General features: G+C 44.4%; 17 protein-coding genes and 1 other RNA gene. 7 read left to right on the forward strand and 11 right to left on the reverse strand.

Translation table 11 applies throughout. The features are described from left to right. Positions 1-11: 11 nt before the first annotated feature. The 3 genes from WC496_06170 to WC496_06180 all read right to left on the reverse strand — a co-directional run bounded on the left by WC496_06170 (position 12) and on the right by WC496_06180 (position 5,394). Entirely contained in the window at positions 12-2,099 is a 2,088-nt protein-coding gene (locus tag WC496_06170) for an FAD-binding protein (protein MFA5292606.1), read from the reverse strand. Between the two features lie 958 nt (positions 2,100-3,057). After that, positions 3,058-3,270: a KTSC domain-containing protein gene (locus WC496_06175; GenBank protein ID MFA5292607.1), complete on the reverse strand. Its 213-nt coding sequence runs from the start codon at positions 3,268-3,270 to the stop codon at positions 3,058-3,060. Positions 3,271-3,291: 21 nt separating this feature from the next. After that, a complete protein-coding gene (locus WC496_06180) occupies positions 3,292-5,394 on the reverse strand; it encodes an AAA family ATPase (GenBank protein ID MFA5292608.1) in 2,103 nt (700 codons plus the stop codon). Between the two features lie 805 nt (positions 5,395-6,199). Here WC496_06180 and WC496_06185 point away from each other — a divergent pair. Then, complete coding sequence (locus WC496_06185) at positions 6,200-6,829, forward strand: corrinoid protein (GenBank protein MFA5292609.1); 630 nt, start codon at positions 6,200-6,202, stop codon at positions 6,827-6,829. Positions 6,830-7,030: 201 nt separating this feature from the next. Beyond that, on the forward strand, positions 7,031-8,713 hold the full coding sequence (locus tag WC496_06190) for a sigma-70 family RNA polymerase sigma factor (GenBank protein ID MFA5292610.1): 1,683 nt from the start codon (positions 7,031-7,033) through the stop codon (positions 8,711-8,713). A gap of 175 nt (positions 8,714-8,888) precedes the next feature. Here WC496_06190 and WC496_06195 read toward each other — a convergent pair whose 3' ends face one another. Next, on the reverse strand, positions 8,889-9,536 hold the full coding sequence (locus WC496_06195; protein MFA5292611.1) for an HNH endonuclease: 648 nt from the start codon (positions 9,534-9,536) through the stop codon (positions 8,889-8,891). 719 nt (positions 9,537-10,255) lie between these two features. Then, positions 10,256-10,711, reverse strand: a complete 456-nt coding sequence (locus WC496_06200; GenBank protein ID MFA5292612.1) for a ferritin family protein — start codon at positions 10,709-10,711, stop codon at positions 10,256-10,258. A 227-nt stretch (positions 10,712-10,938) separates the two neighbouring features. Between WC496_06200 and proC the strand changes: the two genes are divergently transcribed. Further along, positions 10,939-11,748: a pyrroline-5-carboxylate reductase gene (gene proC / locus WC496_06205; protein ID MFA5292613.1), complete on the forward strand. Its 810-nt coding sequence runs from the start codon at positions 10,939-10,941 to the stop codon at positions 11,746-11,748. 9 nt (positions 11,749-11,757) lie between these two features. Here proC and WC496_06210 read toward each other — a convergent pair whose 3' ends face one another. Together WC496_06210 and ffs are read right to left on the reverse strand one after the other, a co-directional pair. Further along, positions 11,758-11,940 carry a ferredoxin gene (locus WC496_06210; protein ID MFA5292614.1) on the reverse strand — a complete coding sequence of 61 codons (183 nt, stop codon included), beginning with the start codon at positions 11,938-11,940 and terminating at the stop codon, positions 11,758-11,760. 168 nt (positions 11,941-12,108) lie between these two features. Further along, positions 12,109-12,206, reverse strand: an RNA gene (ffs, locus tag WC496_06215) — signal recognition particle sRNA small type. Positions 12,207-12,325: 119 nt separating this feature from the next. Here ffs and dnaX point away from each other — a divergent pair. Next, positions 12,326-14,005, forward strand: a complete 1,680-nt coding sequence (gene dnaX, locus WC496_06220) for a DNA polymerase III subunit gamma/tau (protein MFA5292615.1) — start codon at positions 12,326-12,328, stop codon at positions 14,003-14,005. Positions 14,006-14,017: 12 nt separating this feature from the next. Next, complete coding sequence (locus tag WC496_06225) at positions 14,018-14,896, forward strand: nucleotidyl transferase AbiEii/AbiGii toxin family protein (protein MFA5292616.1); 879 nt, start codon at positions 14,018-14,020, stop codon at positions 14,894-14,896. Here WC496_06225 and WC496_06230 read toward each other — a convergent pair. Next, positions 14,870-15,748, reverse strand: coding sequence for a hypothetical protein (locus tag WC496_06230; GenBank protein ID MFA5292617.1), 879 nt, complete (start codon positions 15,746-15,748; stop codon positions 14,870-14,872). The genes WC496_06225 and WC496_06230 overlap by 27 nt on opposite strands. A 780-nt stretch (positions 15,749-16,528) precedes the next feature. Here WC496_06230 and recR point away from each other — a divergent pair. After that, positions 16,529-17,134 (forward strand): recombination mediator RecR, encoded by a 606-nt coding sequence (recR, locus tag WC496_06235; protein MFA5292618.1) that lies wholly within the window; start codon positions 16,529-16,531, stop codon positions 17,132-17,134. A gap of 134 nt (positions 17,135-17,268) precedes the next feature. Further along, a complete protein-coding gene (gene rpoN / locus WC496_06240; GenBank protein MFA5292619.1) occupies positions 17,269-18,771 on the forward strand; it encodes an RNA polymerase factor sigma-54 in 1,503 nt (500 codons plus the stop codon). A gap of 22 nt (positions 18,772-18,793) precedes the next feature. On the opposite strand, the gene WC496_06245 is transcribed toward rpoN, so the two are convergent. From WC496_06245 to WC496_06255, 3 genes are read right to left on the reverse strand one after another with little or no spacing between them, the layout of a single operon-like run. Further along, on the reverse strand, positions 18,794-19,036 hold the full coding sequence (locus tag WC496_06245) for a hypothetical protein (protein MFA5292620.1): 243 nt from the start codon (positions 19,034-19,036) through the stop codon (positions 18,794-18,796). After that, a complete protein-coding gene (locus WC496_06250) occupies positions 19,033-19,434 on the reverse strand; it encodes a DUF6677 family protein (GenBank protein MFA5292621.1) in 402 nt (133 codons plus the stop codon). The genes WC496_06245 and WC496_06250 overlap by 4 nt, the downstream gene beginning before the upstream one ends. Further along, entirely contained in the window at positions 19,431-21,635 is a 2,205-nt protein-coding gene (locus WC496_06255; GenBank protein ID MFA5292622.1) for a hypothetical protein, read from the reverse strand. Before WC496_06255 ends, WC496_06250 begins: the two co-directional genes overlap by 4 nt. Between the last annotated feature and the right edge of the window lie 72 nt (positions 21,636-21,707).

Here is a 21,707-nt window from a genome sequence, read left to right on the forward strand (position 1 = left end):
GCCTATATTGGTTAATTTTTATCTTTTGTCAATAGCGCAGAAAGCTGTGGCACGATTTTTTCTACTGTTCCTGTTATATAATAATCGCAGTGTTTGAAAATAGGCGCGTTCGGGTCGCTGTTGACCGCTACGATAATATCGCTGTTGGCAACGCCTATCATATGCTGAATCGCTCCGGAAATCCCCAGCGCGATATAAAGTTTGGGCCCTATCGACGTCCCGGTCTGGCCGACCTGATGAATACGGTCGATAAATCCCTGCTCTACCGCCGCCCTCGATGCGCCCTTTTCCACAACCGTATTAAGTCTTTGTCCCAGCGATGCGATAAGGTCGTTCAGGAGTTTTTCATAATTATCCCTGCTCTGCATTCCCTTGCCGCCGCTTACCACAACCTTGGCGCCAAGATTAATTTGGCCCGTGCCTTTTTCTGTTTTGATAATTTTCAGGCTCAAATCTTTTTCGCTTATATCGGCCGGCTCTTTTATGACTTTCCCTTTTCGCTCCGCATCGGCAGGAAGTCTCTTCATTACGCCCGGCCGGGCTGTTGCCATCTGACAGCGAGAATCTTTCGTGCATATCGTCGCCATAACATTGCCGCCAAGTGCGGGTCTTGTCTGCATCAGCACGGCGATTTGTTTTTTTCTGCTGCTGTCTTTTATTTCAAGTCCGGTACAGTCCGCAGTCAAACCACAGCCGAGCCTGTACGCAATCATCGGTGCAAGAACTCGACCACGAGGCGTCGCTGCATAGAGGACAATCTGCGGCCAATACCGGCCTATGGTGTCTGATAATACTTTTCTGTAGGTCGCCGGGTCAAACTCCGCAAGCAGCGGATGTTCTATCATATAAACAAAATCCGCCCCTGCCTCGATAAGCTCTCTGGACAATCCCTGTATATCGCTGCCTGCGACTGCAACGCCGACTTGCGTATCTAACGAATCGGCAAGACTCCGCCCCTTGCCTATAAGCTCGAATGTCGCAGGATGCAATTTTCCCCCGTCCCGTTCCGCAACCACCCATACCTGCCCCTCGTACGAAGGCTTTGTTGTTTGGAGTCCTTCGAGCATATCTTCCAGCGCTTTTTTGTGAAAATGTTCGCCGGCGGCACTCAAAATCTTTTCTTTTACTTCTCCCGTAATATCAGATAATTTTTCAACACCGGCTTTTTCAAGTACACCTTCGAAAAGTTTATAATCTTCACTTTCTTTTTTTGTACCTTCGAAACTCCTGTCGAAAATATTTGCTCTTTTCGCAGGCAGAACATAACTGTAATTCGATGTGTCCCCGTTCTGCCGTTCCGCGCCGAAGTTTTCAACTATTATTTTCGCAAGCTCCGCCGGCTCAGTTATGTGCTGACATTTTCTCGTGGTTTTACCCGGCGGGAAAACGGATATGACGCGGGTCTTTGAGCCGTCAATGCCGACATGCGTAGCGTTGATTTCGCTTGCTCCCCATTTTATAAGCTCGAATTTGCTCGCTCGGCGCGTCCCTTCGAATGTCGCGAACGTCGGGTATTCATATTTGGCGACTGTTATAACCGCCGGCGACTTTCGGCAGCTTACAACCTGGCTGCCTCCGCTTATGATTCCTGTAAATTCGAACTGCCCGTTTTTATATTCCACATCCGTTACATAAGGAATGCACGGAATATTTAATTCCTCTGCGATTTGTGCCGGCACCTGTGCCGTATCGCCGTCAACAGACTGCATTCCGCTTACGATATAATAATCTTTGGAACCGCCGAGCAAATCCTTTGCGATTTTTTTTATGGCAAACGCAAGAGGATTCGCCGTCGCGCAGGTATCCGCTCCGCCAAGTGATTTATCCGTCAGGAGAACGCCGGTATCGGCGCATCTCGCAAAACAATATCGCAATACTTCCTGCGCCATTGGCGGGCCCATCGTCAGCGCGATAATTTTGCCGCCCTTGCCGCTTAATTTATTCATCCTCTCGGCAACTGCGAAGGCATGGGTATCGAGTTCGTTGATAACGCTCGCAAGCCTCGACCGGATTAGGGTGCCCGTTTCGAGATTAAAGGCATTGTCAGTAATCTGCGTTATGTCGGGAACCTGTTTTACAAGTACTATATAATCGCTCATTTTCTCAAACCCAATTACTTTGCTTTCTTATTTAAACCTTACATAATCTTCCTTAAATTTGAGAAAATTAGATATAAGACAGGGGTTTTTATTTGTCACTATCCTGCTGTCAGCCCTTTAAAATGGCAAAAACAACGTTTTTTAACAAAAATCAGAGCCCCGACAGTTATGGAGGGGTATTTTAAAATATGGAGCGGTAAATTAAAATATCGGTCAGCCTTCGAAGCGAAGCGTCGACGCTGAGCGGAGACCCACGAGTTATTTAGTGCGTGGTTAGCCCTGCCAACACCTTGGCAGGGTTCGTCTTCCGGCGGCCGTCATTGCCAGTCTCGCCTTTGGCGGACGAAGCAATCTCATCTTGTCATTCCCGCGCAGGAATGTCACCCCCGCGCAGGCGGGAGTAGGAATCCACGTTTTTATTTAGCCGCCGCCGCTCGAGGCGGCGTGGTTGGCGGTTAGCCCCATCATTACTATGATGGGGTTCGTTATTATGGCGGGTTTCTCTCCCACCTTTGGGGGGTGTCATTCTTACTTGAAGATTCTTCTTTGAAGAGACGGGGGGATTGGGGGTTATTTTAAATTATTTTCCCGTGTTTAGCCCCCGGACCTGCCTGTCCGTCCGTAGATTTATCGAAGGCGGGTGCCGGGGGTTAACCCTGCCAATATTTGGCAGGGTTCCTCTTTTCCTGAAGCCCCCAACTTTATGTTAGGGGTTCGTTGTCATTCCCGCAAAGGCGGGAATCCACGTTTTTGTTTAGCCGCCGTCGCTCGAGGCGGCGTGGTTAGCCCTGCCAACATTTGGCAGGGTTCGTCTCGTGAAATGCGATAGTTTACCCTGTGGGATAATAATCCCACGGAACATATTAGGCTTTCTTTCATGGAGAACCCCGGACTACTTCAAACGACTACAACTCCATCCCATCAGGGCATCTCTATCCGGCATAGCATCCGGAATCTTTCAACGCACTTGGATACATGTAAATCGATCTTTGATGTGGGTATTCATGTATCTACCCTTTGATGAAGCATTTAATAATCCCTCATATTCATACTCCGACACGCCAGAGTACTGGTAAATGCTCCCAGAATTGAATTCTACTTCTAATATCCTTTTATCCGTATCATAACCAATTGAACGAATATTACTTGATTGTACTGAAATTCTATTCATTGCGGTTCCCTCTCTAAAAAGTTAAATCTTTCCTCCATTTCCGGCCTTTTGAGCATATTGAGAGATCCGGCCACATAAATCTATTAGTATTGGCGATTGCTTTTTCTTTTCATGTAACTTTTCAAGCGTTGCAGCAATCACCATACCATTCTTCTTCTTTGTTTTTACCTCTTCAAATCCATATTCTTTTACTATTACATCTTGTGCTTCCTGCCACTCCATCCCCTCAAAACTTCTTTCTACTTCTGTCCCGATAGAGTCCTTCCACATAATAATATTATTTCCTCGTATCGTTTCGCATTTCCCTGTATCCTCTATCTGTAAGCCGCATAAACTTGCTATAGCTTTATTTATTTCCTTTTGCTTGTTTAGTCCTTCTTTCGCGCCCTTAATTTTGTCTGCCCTACCTGAATCCCCTTCGGGAAGTTTTTCTGCTTGTTCAATCCTCTCAATACAGCTTTCTATGTCTGAGTCGCAAATGACAAAAGTTGGTATGTCAAATTCCTGTGCTATCGCCACAAGCCGTGGCATATTGTTTTTTCCACCTGCTACAATAAAATGGCATCCATTCCGCCTAAAGCTTTTCCACTCTCCAGTTAAATTTAAATGTGTTGCAATAAACGCCACATCTTCTTCTCCCTCTACCAAAACTACCACCGGAGAAAAAAATATCTCCTTTTGGGATGTCTGCATAATTTGTCCCACTGTTGCCATAAGACTCGTGGGCGACTGAGCTTCCTTGCCAAATGCTTTTGTAATTCTTTTTTGTACTTTCTCATAATTCGCTGATTTAACTACGGAGCAAGGTTTTTTACCATATTTACGAAACATTCTTATATTTTTAAATCCTTTGCTGGATACGAAATACGGACTGTGACTCGTAACGATAACTTGAGAATTATTACCTGGTTCTGCTAATCTTTCTAACACGCTTTGCATATGTTGTGCCTGTGGCGGGTGTTGATAAAGTTCGGGTTCTTCAAATCCAAGAAGTAATTTAGAACCTCCCTTTTGTTCCGTTGCAACAAGTTCTTTCAAAATTGCTACAATAAAACCTCTTTGCATTCCATGTCCCATTCTTGAAATACCTTGATCGATAAAGGCATCTTCCCCTACTTTAGCTTTTGCAATCGGCCCTTTAACTCTTATAGGCTCACCATGCCACTCAAGCTCTAAATTTGCACGTGGATTAGTCCACTCCCTTAAACTGTCTTGTATAGACAAACCCAGCTCTTTTAAAGCACCTTTTTCTTTCTCGAGAATCTCATTATATCTATTTTCTATTTGTGACTCTAATTCGTCAATGTCACTTTTAAAATTGATCTTTGCCCTAACTGTTCTTTGTAGTAATTGTCCTAACGCTGTCTTGCTCCCTTCTTCTTGTTCACTTGAGGCATCTTTAACGGCTGGAATATAAACCCACTGAACTAAATCAGCAAGTCTATACAACCCTCCTGTAAATCCATAACATTGACACTCTGCATCTTCCATGCTGCATTCCGCTGATCTCTCATTTTCATATTTATGCAAAGCATCTTGCATTGTTGTTCCAGTAGTTGCTTTGGGTAATTCGGAAAATTTTTCACGTAATTCATTGTAAATCTTAGATAATTCGGCTACTTTAGCATCATCTTCTTTTGCTTTAAAATAAGACTTGAAATCTTTCATTACTAATCGAGAACCATATTGTTTGACAGGTGCCCTCTCAATCGTTTCATCCCATTCAGCTTTTGCAAATAAAACCAATTTATCTTGTCGAGCATATAGCTTAATCAACTCTTTTGCTTGTGTTGAAATTAAAGGATCATCTTCATTCGGCAAGTCTTCAAATGTTAGAGTTATTTTCACAGGTTGTTGAACGTTTCCGTGATGAAAATCTTCTTTTGTTAGATTCAATACGTCAGTTACTGTCGAATCATTGTTTCTAAAAAAAACATTAAGCGCCATCAACACAGCGGATTTCCCAGAGCCGTTAGGACCGACTAGGCATGTATAATCATCGAAATTAATAGTCTGATCTTTAAAAGATCTGAAATTTTCAATTCTTAACTCCGATAGTTTCATTTTATCCTCTATTATATTTTTAAATTTTACTTTGTCATTTTGCTTTTTAATTTTTGACATTTGATTTACCGCTGTTGTAATTCCTCGATGTTTTTCCGCCGTTCAGCGATTCGTTTTTTCTCTTCTGTCTCTTGCTTGTCGCGGCGTAGTTCTTAACGAAGTCGGATGTTTACGTAATTATTAAAAATCAAAGTAATCTGTGTAACTTGTGGCATAGCTATCAGCGATGAAACAAAATTCTATCTCTTTTCCCCCTAAAACTCAACGAAAAATATTTAGCAATATTAGCAGTGTGAATCCGTGTCGTTCCGTGTCTAAAAAAACCTGTGTCCTCTGCTGAAGCGTCGGAACGAAGTGTCGGAGCTGCAGCGCAGACCCCAGCGCTTAGTTTTGCCCGTGACAAAACTGCAGGGGTAGACCCCCGTATTTAAATATCGGTTAGCCCCCGGACCTGCCTGTCCGTCCGTAGATTTATCGAAGGCGGGTGCCGGGGGGTTAGCCCTGCCAATACCTTGGCAGGGTTCATCATATATTTAGCGCCTCTGCGGTCCCTGTGACTTTGCCTGCCCGTTCGTAGCCCCTGCCCTGCATAGCACGTAGTGCGGCGTAGGGTTGGCGAAGACGGGTGGTAAAATTAATTTTGTCTTTCGTGTTTCTTCCGTCCTTCGTGGTAAGAAACCGCATCTATCTCAAAATTTGCATAAAATGGCTGTTTTTTACCCCAATCCAGTCGAAAAAACCTAGTTTCGGACTTATTTCTTGATACTCTCGCCCAAAAATTGTTAAATATCTCCTATCTGTGGAACTTGTCCGCCCTCCGGCGGGTTGGAAATTGGAATTGTGTACTTTAAATAAAGGGTAAAAAATGGCAGATCTGAAAGCGTTAAGCGAAGCTGTAATTAAAGGCGACCAGAACAAGGCTCTCGAAATCACAAAAGCCGCTATCGGCGAAGGCATGGCACCGGCTACCATTCTCAACGATGGTCTCATCGCCGGCATGAACATAATTGGCGTACGTTTCAAGAACAATGAAGTTTACATTCCTGAGGTTCTCATTGCCGCTCGTGCGATGAAGACTGCTATGGAAGTCCTTGAACCGAAGCTCGTTGAAGCAGGCGTTAAGCCTTTGGCTAAAGCCGCGATAGGCACTGTACAGGGCGATTTGCACGATATAGGCAAGAACCTTGTTGTTATGATGCTTAAGGGTGCTGGTTTTGAGGTAGTTGACCTTGGCGTTGACGTCAGCGACAAAAAGTTTGTGGAAAAGGTAAAAGAGACGAATCCGAAAGTTGTCGGCATGAGTGCTCTTTTGACTACTACTATGCCTTCGATGGAAAAGACGATTAAGGCTCTTAAGGAAGCCGGCCTTACTGTAAAGACAATGATTGGCGGCGCTCCCGTCACCCAGGCCTACGCCGACAAAATCGGCGCGGACGGATATGCCCCAGACGCGGCATCGGCGGTTGACGTTGCGAAATCGCTGCTCAGTAAATAAATAATATTTTTAGCATACCAATGAAAACGGCACCGTGAAGGTGCCGTTTTTTTTATGGCATATCAAAAATAATACAGACAGATATTACAGCTTATACTATCACGTTTTTTTATACAAATCCCCCAATAAGACACATGGACAAATGGTAAAATTAGCCCTAAAGGCTTGACTTTCGCAAGTTGTTTAGGATAAAATACTTATATGCAGAAAATTAAAAATGTTATACTTGCGCAACTCCTTATGGAGACAAGATTTGGGCCGAAAGCCGAGCAACTTAAACAGCTCGAATCGGCCGAAGAGCTTTACAAAATAATCTCGCCAAGTCAGGACTATCCATTCGAATTCGTCTGCTTCAGGATTACAGGCTATCGGCCAAAAGAACAGAGCAGAACGCAAATGATACCCGGCAAAGAACTTCTCGAAAGCCTGCCGGGGTATATCGCAAAGGCAAGCGCAAGACTGCACCTGAAAGCAGAACAGCAGGACGAGAAAATTTATTCGCTGGACGAACTGGCGAAAAAATTCAATATCTCAATCAGAACTCTCGAACGCTGGCAGAAAAGAGGACTTCTCGGCAGAAAATATATCTTCCCCGAGGGCAGTTTGAAAACAGGTTTTACCGAATCGGCCATCAATGAATTCGCAAAAGCAAACCAGGAGCTTATTCAAAACGCCTCGAAATTCAGCACTATCGAGCCGCACTTGAAAAATGAAATTGCCAAACGAGCCGGCCAGCTTGCCCAGGACCAGAGCCTCAGCAGGACAGCGGTAATAAAAAAAGTCGCCGCCGAGTTCGGCAGAGCCGCTGAGACGATAAGACTCATTCTCATCGAACGTGAAAAAAATCAGAAAAAACCTGTCTTCCAAAACCGCCACGCCCCGATAGGCACGGCTCAGGCCGTGACGATTTTCAATATGTATCAGGACGGCGCGACCGTTCAGGATATCGCCGAAAAATTCGGACGAAGCACCAGCTCCATTTACCGCATTATAACCCAAAAGAGAATCAAAAAACTTCTGGCGGTAAAAATTGAATATATCCCCAGCGATGAATTCCTCCGGCCGGACGCGCAAAAACAAATCCTTTTAGACCAGCCTTACATTCGCAGAACGCCGCGAAGGATTATTTCCGAGCCGGACGGCAGAATAAACCAGAAGGACTGGCAGCAATTTATCGAAACCGTTAAAAAAATTCCGATGCTCAACCGCGAGCAGGAAGTGCAGTTATTCAGGCGCTACAATTTTTTGAAATATCTCTCGGCCGATACGATAAGCAAACTGAGCCTCCACAGTCCGTGCGGCAGAACCGCGTATCAGGCACAGGAACTGCTTAACGAAGCCGGACAGTTGAAAAATATAATCATCGAAGCCAATCTGAAACTCGTTGTCAAAATCGCCGGCAGGCATTCGACCGGCGCAAACCTGCAGGACCTCGTCAGTGAAGGCAATATGGCGCTGATGCGGGCGGTTGAAAAATTCGACTATATGAAAGGATTTCGGTTCAGCACATACGCATCGTGGGTTATTTCCCGCGCCTTCGCCCGTTATCTTCCCGCACAGGCACGCATGAGCGCAGGCGCCGAGCAATCCGCCGATGAATCGCAGCAGGCGGCCGCCCAAACAAGCGGAATCGAAGACATCGAAACGGCACACAGCAGCCTTATGCAGGTTATCGATGAAAATCTTACCGAACGGGAACGATACGTTATTCGCTACCATTTCGGCCTGAGCGGGACGATAGTCAAAAAAGATTTCAAAACGTTAAAACAAATCGGCGAAGATTTGGGCGTAACAAAAGAACGTGTCCGGCAGATTGAACTTGAGTCGCTCCAGAAATTAAGACAAACTCTCAGTCCGGAAGAATTCGAATTGCTGACGAGATAAAAACCCCCAATATAAAATTGGGGGCTTAAGGATTACCCGGCCCCCGCAATTTTGCTTCGAAGTGCAAAATTCAAATGTTCAAAACTCGACGACGAACCCTGCCAAGGTATTGGCAGGGCTAACCCCCCGGCACCCGCCTTCGATAAATCTACGGACGGACAGGCAGGTCCGGGGGCTAACCGATATTTAAATACGGGGGTCTACACTTCGTTCGCAATGACCCCTCATTAACATTCGGGGCTCTGTTAGAATCCTCAGGAAAGTTCAAGACAGCAAAATCTTTGTGATATTTTTTCGCGGCCTCGTCATAAGCCCTTGCGGCGTCATCTTCGTTTTTGAAATAGCCGAGAAATTTGGTAGTACCGTTGTAAACTATTCGGGCGTAGAATTTTTTTCTGCTTTTTATAAAAGCGACGCCCTTGTATTTTGAGCTTTTGGGTTTGCTTGTTTTTCTGCTGCACCTGCTATTTTCAGCAAGGGTTACAATCTGCAGATTTTGTTTTGTGTTGTTAAGGCCGTTGGCGTCTTTGTGATGGACGACTTTGCCGGCAGGAGCATTTGTGATTTCTCTGTGCATATAGATAATTTTCCCGATACCCATCCTGGCGGCATAGAAATTATCCGTTTTGCCCTGATAAAACTGCCAATCCTCCTTCGCCAGTTTTTCATAATCGTCGGGGTCAACGATTGCGTGTTTTCCATTTGTAAGTTTTATTTTTCGAAAGGCGATGCCGTACTTTTTCTTTCGATAGCACAGGAGAAAATAAACACATATACTTTCGAGAAATGTTGGATAAGGAATGGGAAGATATAGTTTTGGCATAAATTCTTTCGATTAAATAAGATTATATGACCGCTCTCTCACGGTCGCGGCTCTGCCCCCCGGCACAGGTCCGGGGGCTAAACAACGCCTCTCCGTATTACCTGAAAACTTGCGCGGTTTTGACGAGTTTTTGAGGGGAATTTTTTGGGCGAAAATCGTAAATGCTTGTGATAGTTGGAGTTAAAAATTTTGGAAAAATCTTATTTTTCACATTTGCGCAATTTTTTTATTGCGCGCTTTTGACTATGTCGCCACAGAGGATATAAAAAGTATATTTTTAGCCACAGAGTACACCTGCCTTCGCTCAAAGCTACGGCAAGGCAGGCAGAGAACACAGAGATATTTTAAAAATGCAGCCACTTTAAACTGCGGATTTTTTTAAAAAAATCGGGGTTTGTTTTGCCAGATGGTTGCGGACAAAATCCTTTGTCTTCTCAGGAAAACAGGGGTATAATTTGTCAGGATAGCGAGGACAGCTAATTTTAATAATTAGGCATAGTCGCCTATTTTTCTCTCACACCGCCAATAACACGGTTTGTCGCAACTGAATATAATCTGCCTTTGGGGTTTGTATTTACGCGGCAGGCGACGAACTTTTTGCACCACGAAGGACAGAAGAATCACGAAGAAAAAATTATATAATATAAAAAAAGTTTCGTGTCTTAGTGCCTTTGTGGCTATCGAAAAACTTGTCCGTTCTGCTGACAGAGAACAGGCGGTCAGGCTTTTTTGGTCAGCATACTATATTCTATTTCAAAGCGAAGCTTGTGTTTAACTTCCTCCTCTGCTATCGCCAAAAGCACCTCTTTGGACTTTGGGTCGGTAACATGGGGCAGTAAATCCACATAAGTCCTGAACGAGGCCTCCTCTTTTTCGATTGCGAGCAAAAGTATGTCCCTGTAATCCATACTGCCCAGGGAATCTGCATCCGGTATTGAATCGGCCTCTGATGGGACGAACGAATCTTCTTCGGCGGGCAGAACTTTTCCCATTTTCAAAATTTCCAGCTCGAGCTGTTCCTTGTGGCCAAGCTCTTCTTTGGCAAAATCTTCAAGAACCTTGCGCATCTGGGGATCGCTGACAACTTTGGCCAGTGCCATATAGAAATGATACGCCGCTATTTCGCGAAAAATCGCAAACTCAAAGATTTCGCTGTCCGGCTCGGTTTGCGCCATAGTTTTGCTCCAAAATCAACCTCGCCATAATTATACGTTCCCGGCCGGGGCAAGGCAAAAAGATTTTGAGCTAACCAATCAGGGCGTTCTCTCTGTAAGGAGTCCTTAGGCCTGTGCCTAAAATCGGCGTCATTCTGTGTTCATCTGTGGCTAAAATTCTTTATTTTGCATTTTTTCTTTTCTTTGTTAAAATTACCCGAAGAAACCATTTAAAAGGGAGAAACTAAATGTCAAAAATTGGCTTTATCGGCGCCGGCAATATGGCCGAGGCGATAATCAAAGGCATTATCGACGCAAAGTTTTATAAATCGAAGGATATAATCATCAGCGATATTCGTCCGGAGCGCATTAAATTTCTCTGCAAAAAATACAAGGTTTCATCCGCCGCCGACAATTGCAAACTGACAAAGGCCGTTGATGTACTTGTTTTGAGTACCAAGCCGCAGAATATACGGGAAGTTCTGGAAGAAATAAAAGCCTCTGTCAGCAAAAAACTTTTGATTGTATCCATAGCCGCAGGTGTAACGACCAAAAAGATTCAGAAGGTTCTCGGCAATGTTTCTGTCGTGCGCGTGATGCCGAATACTCCCGCTTTGATTGGCGCGGGAGCGGCGGCGATATACGCAACGAAAAATGCAAAGGCCAAAGTAAAATCTGTTGTGCAGATTTTTTCCGCTGTCGGCCTTGCGGTAGTTGTTAATGATGAAAAACTCATCGATGCCGTAACGGCAGTCAGCGGTTCCGGGCCTGCGTATTTCTTTTTACTGATGGAGGAGATGATAAAGACGGCCGGAAAACTGGGGCTTAAAAAAGAGCTTGCCGAAAAGCTTGTTTTGCAGACGGCAAAGGGAGCGGGTCTGCTTGCGGTTGAGGCGTTAAAAAACGGTCAGTCCCCGGATATCCTGCGAAAAAATGTTACATCTCCCGGCGGGACTACGGAAGCTGCGCTGAAGGTGTTTGCCAAGCGTAAATTTGAAAAGACAGTTCTCGATGCGCTGCGGTCCGCTGCGAAACGAAGCAGGGAACTTTCGAAATAGCGAATTTGGCTATTCGACCGCGATTGCCTCTACGGGACATTCATCGGCTGCCTGCTGGGCGGCGTCTTCGAACTGAGGCGGAACCTGCTCGACGATAACCTCTGCGATGTTATCGCCCATCCTGAAAACTTCCGAACAAGTCTCGACGCATAGCCCGCACGATGTACAACTGTCATCAATTTTTACTTTCATAACATTCCCCTGCTAAACTTTTTGTTTTAGGTATTGGTTTAGGTAACGTTTATAAATGCCCAAACCAAAAACGTGACATTACCATTACCTCTACCGGTTTTTTACGCAGATTCCCACCCCCGCCTACGCGAGGGTGATATTCCTGCGCGAGAATGACACTCTGATAAAAAAGGCCGGGTTTACCAGTCACAACCAAACGACCGCGTATGGCTGCTCGCTTCCGCGTCTGACCAGGTTTGCGGGTCCGGATAGTCTGAGACCCGGCCGGATTTATTGTATCGTTTATTCCGCAAATGACAAGCCTAAAGCATTTAAAACAATTCAATTTGACTAAACGGCCTTTTGCATTTATGATGGTTTTTCACGGATTCTATACGGAAAAACAATGGCTTATACAGTACTGGCAAGAAGGTATCGCTCGCAAACGTTTGACGACGTGGTCGGGCAAAACGCTATTTCTCAGACGTTGAAAAATGCGATAACCTCCGGCAGGGTCGCCCACGCCTATCTTTTCACCGGCACACGGGGCGTAGGCAAAACCACTATGGCCAGAATCCTTGCCAAATCGCTAAATTGCCTCGCATCCAACAAGCCAACGGTCGAGCCGTGCTTAAAATGCGATAGCTGTATATCGGTAAACAGCGGCGAAGATATCGACGTTGTCGAAATAGACGGGGCGTCGGAACGTAAGATAGAAGATATCCGCGAACTGCGGAACAACGCCATATACCGGCCGGCAAGGGCCAGATACAAGATATACATTATAGACGAAGTACATATGCTCACGACAGAGGCGTTCAACGCCCTGCTGAAAATCCTCGAAGAACCGCCTTCACACGTTAAATTCATTTTCGCGACAACCGAGCCGAACAAAGTACTGGCGACAATCCAGTCCCGATGCCAAAGGTTCGATTTCGGCAATATCAGCCCTGCCGATATTATCACTCAGCTCAAAAAAATACTTACCGACGAGCAGATAAAATTCGAGGACGATTGCATAATCGCCCTGGCAAGACTTGCCAACGGGTCGATGCGCGACGCGCTGAGCCTGCTCGACCAGATTATCAGCGCAGGGACGCAGCCTTTGACGGTGAAAATGCTCGAAGATTTGCTCGGACTGCCGAGCAGCGAAAAAACATACCTGCTCCTCGAAAAAATCGGCGCTGCCGACGCCGCGGGAACATTGCAGGGAGTTGACGACCTGCTAAATACCGGCCTGAGCTGCACGGGATTGCTCGATGCGCTTATCAACGGCCTTCGCGATATGATGGTTCTCAAGGCGGCAAAGGCCGCGTCTTCTCTGGTAATCCTGACCGAAGCAGAAAAGAAAAGGCTTATTGAAATAGCAGAAAACTTCGATATACCGGCCCTTGTTTACAATATAGCGCTTCTCGAAAAGCTGCGCTGGCCGGTGAAAAACAGCGATAATCCGCGGGCACTTCTCGAAGCATCGCTGCTGAGATTCGCCCTGGCCGAGCAATTTATGAGCATACCCGACTTACTCAACGCTAAAGGCCCTGCCGAGCAGTTAAAAAAAAACACAGCAGTAACACATAAGACACAGAACACAGAACACAGTCCTATGGACTCCTTACGGAGAACACAGAATTCAGAACTCAAATCTGACCAGCAGGCGGACAAATCCCAGGAACCTGTAATCGCGGCAGGAGCGGATATCGAGCAGATAAAACAAAATTGGGAAAAAATAATTAATTCAATCCCGAATACGAGAATTGCTGAGCTTTTGAGAAAAGCATCCCCACTGCGATTAAACGGTAATTTGCTAATCCTTGGCTTTAACGGGTGCGATGAATTTACGATGAAACTCTGCAAGGGAAACGGCAAGCAGGAAGCAATCGAAACCATCCTGAGCGGTTTACTTGGCACAAAAATAAAAACCGGCTTTGAAATTATTAATGAAGCTTCGCAGAATCTGGCCAAGCCCAAACCACGCGGAGCAAAGGTGAGCAAAAAAACTATCGATGAGGCAGCTAACAGCCCAATCATAAAAAATATGCTTACCGAATTTGAAGCTAACATTATAGATGTAGAGGAACAGAACTAATGAGGACGGTTTATGGATTTGGACAAACTTGAACAAATAAAAAAACTTGCAATTATATCTGTTTTCGCAGACGACACTCTAATGAAAACACTTGTCCTAAAGGGTGGCAATGCTTTAGATATTGTCTATAAAATTTCCCCCAGAGCCTCAATAGATCTGGATTTTTCAATCGAATCTGAATTTGACTCTCTTAATGAGTTTTTAGACAGGCTAAGTAAATCATTAGAAAAAATTTTCAGTGAAAATGATTATATAATTTTTGATATTGCTATTAAGGAAAAGCCCGAACAAAACAAACCTAATACTCCAAAATTTTGGGGAGGCTATCAGTTAGAATTTAAAATTATAAGCAAAAATGATTACGTTAAGCATCAAGAAAATATTGATGCTTTGAGGAAAAATGCTACGGTTGTTGGGCCACTTCAGAAAAGGAAATTTAGCATTGATGTAAGCAAGTGGGAATATTGTGAGCACAAACAAGCCTTTGAGCTTGAAAATTATACCATTTATGCATATTCGCCAGAGATGATAGTATTTGAAAAGATAAGAGCTATTTGTCAGCAAATGCCGGAATATGTGGAATTAATTGGTCAATCTTATCGAACTGCTCGAGCGAGAGATTTCTTTGATATTTATACAGTTTTAAATCATTTTACAATAAATTTAACCACTCCAAACAACATTGAACTATTAAAGCGAATCTTTAAACAAAAAGGTGTAGGTTTAGGTTTAATTAAAAATATTAGAAATTATAAAGAATATCATAGGGAAGATTTTTCAACGATACAAAATACTGTAAAACCTAATATAGAACTAAAGGCGTTTGATTTTTATTTTGATTATGTTGTAATGAAATGTGATGATTTATGCAAGGCCCTTGGGGAAGTATAACCTCCATTTTTCAGAATAGTCTAAATCTGTCATTTTGTGCATAAGATAAAAGTCGTATTTTATTTCAAATTTTCTTAATAATTCAATTTGCGACTCTTCATACGCACCTGTTTTATCTAAGTAAAATCCAATTACCTGATGGTAAGGATATACATAGTTAATCTTTTTGAGCAAAGCAGTTAGCCTGTTGATAGAAACCTTATCTTTTGCCAATTTATACGCTCTTAATACTTCAAAAGGCCCGCCAGAGTACTCTGGCCTTACGGCTATGTCAATTAAAGTGCGTTCTACATCTGTTAATCGTATTTTTTCTCCTTCATAACCAACCGACTCAATAACTCCAGCATTCCCGGTTTGCATACCGTTTAATAATCGTATTGTATTATTATGGTACTTCGCAATATTTTGAGAAAGTCTGGTAGCATTTCTAAATGCAAAATCTATCCCACTCTGCACAAGAGTACCTTTAGAATGGGGCTTGGATCCTTGTTCAAAGTTTAAGCAAATTGTTTTTGGGATTTGCTCGGTTAGCTCGTGAAAATACATTGCAGTATAATGCGTAAAATAACTTTTAGGTTTCAGGGCCAAAAGTAGTTCATAGAAAGGGATCTCGCCCCAAGTGTATCTAACAATAGAACGGTATGAAAAATTGAATATTTCTTTTTTTAGTTTGGTATCTTTAATTAGAAAATTTATAAAATTATTGCAAGACATATACATTGCCAAACGCCAGTATGCACGGTTCTTTTCGAGGATTTCCCTGATATCAGATAGTTCAAAAATCTTCTGATTTAAACCATCAAATAGTTTTATTATGTCGGGCTTCGCTATAGATATTCGAGTTTTTGCCATGATTGCAACTTAGTATTATTAATATCAAAACTATTTTTAGATGCCTTTATAAATCTCGGCTAGTAGTTCACTTTAACGTTAAGTTTTAGTTGTAGTTTGAGTTATACACTAATAGTTTTCGTTTAATTATACCATTTACAGTAGTATATATACTACTGTAAATTGGATTAGTTATTGATCCTTTTAATATAGTCATATAATTATTACATAATTTTCAATAAACACATGTACATGGAGCGTTTAAAGCATTTTATTATTGTGTTATGTAGTATATATACTACATAACATAGGGTCAATATAAAAACATAAGTCATTTTATTGAGCAATTTCCCATAATTCCTTTATAAAAAGATATATAAATTGTATGTAAAATAGGTCTTTTTTGTTACAATTAATAATTGACAGGTTTTATGTAGTATATATACTACATAAAACCTATGAATATCAAACTTAAATTCCACTTGTAGCTAACAAAATCACATTTTTTTAAAACCTCCTTACAAATTCGCGATTAATCGCATATAAAAAAGGCGGTTATTTGACGTTGCCATATTTTGAAAAAACCATAAAATGGTAAGGTAAATGGTTTAAAAACGAGATTGCTTCGCCCCAAAGGGGCTCAGATGACAAGGTGTAAAGATAAGGCGAATAAAAGGAAGGTGCGGGATGAACCCCCGTTAGACCTGGTTGGTTTTATACATATGTTGTAAAGTTCGAAAAGGCAGGTATATTTTATACAGGTTGTACAAACAATTATAAATTGAATGGAGGTCTAACGGGGTGAATCCTGCATATACACAGAGTTTAAATAAGCTGATAGATGAACTTGGCAGGTTGCCGGGCATAGGCACAAAAACCGCTGAACGGCTGGCATTTCATATCCTGAGAACGGAAAAAGCCGAAGCACTTTCCCTTGCCGAGGCCATCACGAAACTAAAAAGCAGCGTCCGGCAATGCAAACAATGCCATAACCTTTCCGAAGGCGATTTATGCTCGATTTGCCGCGACGCCAAACGCGACAAAAGCATTATCTGCGTCGTCGAACAGTTCAAGGACCTCATAGCCCTTGAAAAAACCGGACTCTGCAAATGGGTTTATCACGTCCTCGGCGGCCATATCGCTCCGCTGGACGGCATCGAGCCGCACGATTTGACAATCGACCATTTAATCAGCCGAATCCGCGACGGCAAAATCAGCGAGGTTGTAATGGCCACGAATCCGACCGTCGAAGGCGACGGCACGGCCCTTTATCTCAGTTCATTAATAAAACCTTTAGGCGTTAAAATCACACGGCTCGCAAGAGGCCTGCCGGGCGGAAGCCAGATAGAATACGCCGGCGGCGCGGTTTTGACAGACGCTATACTCGGCAGAAACGAACTCGAATAGCGATTTTCAGCGTGTTTTTGCCGATTTTCCCCCATTTTAGGCACATTAAATTGCTTTTTTCGCAACAATTTGCTATATTTAATCCAATTGGAACGAAATTTGCATATTAGGCACGAATTTTTCCTGGAAGTGGTATGAAGCTGGATATGACAAACCAGATGCGGCTCGAACAGCGGATGAAGCTTGCGCCGCGGATGATTCAGTCGATGGAGATTTTGCAGCTTCCGATGTTCGCGCTTCTTGAAAAGATTGAAGCCGAGCTTAGCAGTAATCCCGTTCTTGAAACAGATGAGCCTTTGGAAACCGATTCTCTGCCGAACATTAACAGCGACATTGAACCGGCCACAGTTCAACAGTCCGAGCAGCCGGATGCACAGGTGCAGGAGCTTAAAGAAACCCGCGACGAGGACAAGCAGGAGGATTTCGCAAAACTTGACGATTTCGCCGAGCAGTCCGACGATTATCTTTACCGTACCGAAATTTCCAAACGGACAAGTTACGATAATGAGCCGGACAAAAAAATGGAGGCGATGAACAACGCTCCGGATTTGGGCGTTTCGCTCCATGATTATCTCAGCGAACAATGGCGGCTTGTCGATGCGGACGAAAAGACAAGAAAAGCCGGCGACCAAATCATAGATTACATCGATGAAAAAGGTTATCTGAAGGTTCGGCTCGAACAGCTTCACAATAAAGATAAAAATGATTTCGGAATGGAAGACCTCGAAAAAGCATTAAAGCTCGTCCAGCAGCTCGAGCCGGCCGGCGTCGGCGCACGCGACGCGAGAGAATGCCTGCTGATTCAGATAGACCAATCTTCGGAAGATATGAGTTTCGAGAGGGAGCTTGTATCGAAATATCTCGATAAGCTTCTTGAAAATAAACTGCCGGACATCGCGAAAAAAATGAACTGCACGGTCGAGCAAATTAACGAGGCTCTTTTACGGATGCGGAAGTTCGATACTTCGCCGGGGCTGCAGATTGGCAGGGTCAGGAATCATCCGGTAAAGGCTGATATAATAGTTGAGCCCGTCTCCGCTGAAGCCTGCAGGTTTAAAGTTTACCTGGCGGACAAAAGCGTTCCGGCTCTTCGGATAAACGAATATTATGCCGGTATGGCAAGGGACAGAAAACTCGACGTAAAGGCGCGCCAGTTTCTGCAGGATAATATTCGTTCGGCAAGATGGCTAATGGACGCTATCGCACAGAGGAAGCAGACCCTTTTGAAAGTCAGCCAGGCGGTTGTCGACAGCCAGAGCGAATTTTTCGAAAAGGGCCGGATGTATTTAAAACCGCTGCCGATGTCGGAGATTGCCGAGAAGGTCGGCGTTCACGTCGCTACCGTTTCGCGGGCTGTTTCGGGCAAATATATTCAGTCGCCGCAGGGACTGATGCCGCTGCGGGACCTTTTCGGAGGCGGAATGGAAACCGATGACGGCGGAAGCGAAAGCTTCGAGGCGATTCGCGCAAAGATGCAGCAGATTATAGATTCCGAAGACAAGTCGAAACCGATGAGCGACGACGCGATACGCAAAAAGCTCGAACAAATGGGAGTGAAGGATATCGCAAGAAGAACTGTCGCGAAATACCGCAAATTAATGAATGTACCAACGGCGAGATTCAGAAAAAAATTCTGATTTTTCCCCGTTTTGTGATTTATCAGCCGACCGTCAACTTCATAATCAAAAAAATAACTATCGCCGTCAGTACCATAAAGGCGAGAATCGAGCCGAACAGAAGAACCGTCTCGCGAAGAAACGAGACGAGTGTAATTTTTTCGAGTTTCGTCGCTTTATACACAACCGCGATAACAGTTATCAGCGGCAGCGCGAGCAGAAACGCCTGTGGCGTTGTGCCGATATTAATAGGGGCCATAAAGCCGGCAAGACAATAATCAATCATTTGTTCTGCTCTTTTATATTAATACAATGAGCCATATAAACGGCATTGATAACACACAAAAGGTTCAGCATTCCGGCGATGCCTGTGTAGATTTCACCTATTTCTCTCGGCCTGCCGTACGCGTCCAGATGATATACGGAGCCGCTGAGATGAGCGATGAATGCAGCCGCCGGCGAAAATAAAAGCTGTGCCCAGTACCAGGGCGTGTTTGCGTCGATTACGGCAATCGAGCCGATATAGGTGCCAAGCCCAAACGCGAAAACAATCGCAACAAAAATTATCGCAGCGCGTTTGTGCTGACCAATCAGCCAGTGGCCGGCGCCTGGTATCCACCAGCCGAGAACGCCGGCAAGAAAAAGAAGCCATATACCGGGCAGCTTAAATTTCCCTGCTGTCACTGATTTTCTCCATTTGCATTATTCGAATCGGCCGGGGAGTTCGGTTCCTGCTGCGCGGGCCTGAGGTTCAATCTCTTAAGAATATTGTCCGGCAGAAAATGCTCTACCGACATACTCTGTGAATCAATATAATCCTGCTGGAAAGCGAGCTGCTGGCGTATCTGTTCATAATCCTCGATTGCACCGGAATCACGAGTTAAACTTTTTATCACATAAAAGGAAAGCCGGGGCTGGAAACCGATAATCGCCGGCAGAGTTACCTTTTTCGCCTGGATATCTTCAAACTCACTGTTAATTGTGTCCATAAGTTTGCTGTAAATCAGGCTTTGATTCATAATGCCTTCGGCACCGGCCATACCGGCAGTTCTCATCCTTGTAACTTCTATATCCATTTTAGAAACTCTGGTGCTGTCGCTGAATGTCTGAATCGCAAAGGTTTTTTTGTTCGGCTCGTTACTGTCTTTTTTGCCGTACGAGGCATTGATTTTTTCCAGTGCGGAATCCCAGGATTGCTTTTTGACCATTTCCAGAAATTCTCCGGCGACTTTGTCGGCGACTTTCATTGCCTGGAGTCTTTTGCAGTCTTTCGCGACAATATCTTTCAGGACAAATGTCTTGTTTCCGGCCGCGGAAGAGGCGGCAAGTTCCGGAAGATTTTTTTGATAGCTCAGCCCGATATCGGCAGGTACGGCAGAGCCGGCGGTTTCAACAACACGCACGACGGCCATAATATTGCCGGCCATATCCGAAAGCGGCCCGACGCTAACATACAATTTCGGTACAGCAGGTTCGAACGGTCCGAGTTTGCTCGCTTCGCTGCCGAGCGGTTTTACGGCAAAGGCAAGTTTGCTCAGTCTCGTGGGCACCCTGCTCTGGCCTGTCATCATCAAACCTCCGAGATACTGGTCGGCCTGTATTTCTTCGGCGCTGATCAGAGCGGTTTTGCCCGTATAAATTTTTATATTATATTCTTTCGATGCGACCTCGGCCGCTGCGCTGTAGTCTCCCGCTTTGGACCGGAATGCGTTAACATCCGCTTTTTCAAAGTTCAGCGTATCAAAATTCGTTTCAGCCTGTTCAACGGCCCGATTGAGAATTTTCGTGCCCTGTGAACTTGCTTTTTGAGCATACAATCCTCTCTTTATCATATCGGCCACTTCGGCGTAGCTTTTCTGTCTCGTTACAGGCTTGGCGTCCGGGGCATTGGATTCGGCAGGCATCTCTTCCACGAATCTCTCGAGATTATGCTGATAGTAATCTTCCGTTTCTTCCTCGGCAGGCATAGCAACCAGCTTTTTAACGTCTTCGAGCCTGACAATCATATACTCCAGCGCGACCCGCGGCATCAGTTTATACCCAAAACCATACGGGTTGTCGTCATCGACCGTTCCCGGCAGATAATTTTTGTATTTCTCGAACTGCTCGGTAATTGCTGCGCTATCCGGTTCAGAGGCCTTATCCAGAAAGTTTTCGGCATTGAACTGAACAAATTCGGCGTTGATTTTTTCTTTTGCCCTTGCGAATATATTTTCGAGCTGCGATTCGGTAACATTTTCGGTATCGCCGACGATTCTCGCATAAGTCATAATCGACAGGATATCCGCAAAAGCCTCCAGCCCCTGCGCGTCAGACATATTATTGGCCGAACATACTCTTTTAACGGCTGTCGCCGCATCGACCTGATTGTTCGTTACCTGCGGAATGATGATGTTAAGTATTTCACCTGCCTGCTTGGCAGGCACGACACAACCGGCGCTTGCGGCTTCGTCCCCGAGCGCTATCAGGAAAAGCTCCGCTCTGCCGCGGCTTTGCGCGAAAAACTCATCTATCCTCGAAGGGCTTATGCTGAGCCGGTTCTGAATGGAAAGTTTTTTTATCTCGTCATCCAAAAGAGCCGCAGGCACCGATTCCGGAAAAAGAATCTGGCCCAAAAGTATCGATCTTAAATCCTGCTGACCAAGGAGAAATTTGTCCACATACAAACCGCGAAGCACAGTGAGCTTGGCAGTGGCTTCTCTCAGGTCGTTAACTGTGATTTTTTTGTCCTTGCCGTACAGCCACATTGCGTTTTCAAGGCCGGTAGACCTCGGCTTGGCAAGCTGAGTCAGTACGGTCGGCATAATAAAGGCAACCATAATCAGTATCACGAATATCGCCATCAACTTGGTCATATTCTTGCGAAACCATTTAACCAGATGCATATTACTCTCCAAAAAAAGGTTTAAAAATTATTTCTCTACTTCTAAGTATTTCTACAAAAAAGACTTATATCT

The sequence above is a fragment of the Phycisphaerae bacterium genome, assembly GCA_041652575.1.
Lineage (GTDB): Bacteria > Planctomycetota > Phycisphaerae > Sedimentisphaerales > UBA12454 > UBA12454.

Excerpts from the sequence above, each read along its gene's own strand:
- WC496_06170 (MFA5292606.1), bottom strand. The coding sequence starts at position 2,099 with ATGAGCGATTATATAGTACTTGTAAAACAGGTTCCCGACATAACGCAG.
- WC496_06230 (MFA5292617.1), bottom strand. The coding sequence starts at position 15,748 with ATGGCAAAAACTCGAATATCTATAGCGAAGCCCGACATAATAAAACTA.
- proC (MFA5292613.1), top strand. The coding sequence starts at position 10,939 with ATGTCAAAAATTGGCTTTATCGGCGCCGGCAATATGGCCGAGGCGATA.
- WC496_06210 (MFA5292614.1), bottom strand. The coding sequence starts at position 11,940 with ATGAAAGTAAAAATTGATGACAGTTGTACATCGTGCGGGCTATGCGTC.
- WC496_06195 (MFA5292611.1), bottom strand. The coding sequence starts at position 9,536 with ATGCCAAAACTATATCTTCCCATTCCTTATCCAACATTTCTCGAAAGT.
- WC496_06185 (MFA5292609.1), top strand. The coding sequence starts at position 6,200 with ATGGCAGATCTGAAAGCGTTAAGCGAAGCTGTAATTAAAGGCGACCAG.
- WC496_06245 (MFA5292620.1), bottom strand. The coding sequence starts at position 19,036 with ATGATTGATTATTGTCTTGCCGGCTTTATGGCCCCTATTAATATCGGC.
- WC496_06175 (MFA5292607.1), bottom strand. The coding sequence starts at position 3,270 with ATGAATAGAATTTCAGTACAATCAAGTAATATTCGTTCAATTGGTTAT.
- rpoN (MFA5292619.1), top strand. The coding sequence starts at position 17,269 with ATGAAGCTGGATATGACAAACCAGATGCGGCTCGAACAGCGGATGAAG.
- WC496_06190 (MFA5292610.1), top strand. The coding sequence starts at position 7,031 with ATGCAGAAAATTAAAAATGTTATACTTGCGCAACTCCTTATGGAGACA.
- WC496_06225 (MFA5292616.1), top strand. The coding sequence starts at position 14,018 with ATGGATTTGGACAAACTTGAACAAATAAAAAAACTTGCAATTATATCT.
- WC496_06200 (MFA5292612.1), bottom strand. The coding sequence starts at position 10,711 with ATGGCGCAAACCGAGCCGGACAGCGAAATCTTTGAGTTTGCGATTTTT.
- WC496_06180 (MFA5292608.1), bottom strand. The coding sequence starts at position 5,394 with ATGTCAAAAATTAAAAAGCAAAATGACAAAGTAAAATTTAAAAATATA.
- dnaX (MFA5292615.1), top strand. The coding sequence starts at position 12,326 with ATGGCTTATACAGTACTGGCAAGAAGGTATCGCTCGCAAACGTTTGAC.
- WC496_06255 (MFA5292622.1), bottom strand. The coding sequence starts at position 21,635 with ATGCATCTGGTTAAATGGTTTCGCAAGAATATGACCAAGTTGATGGCG.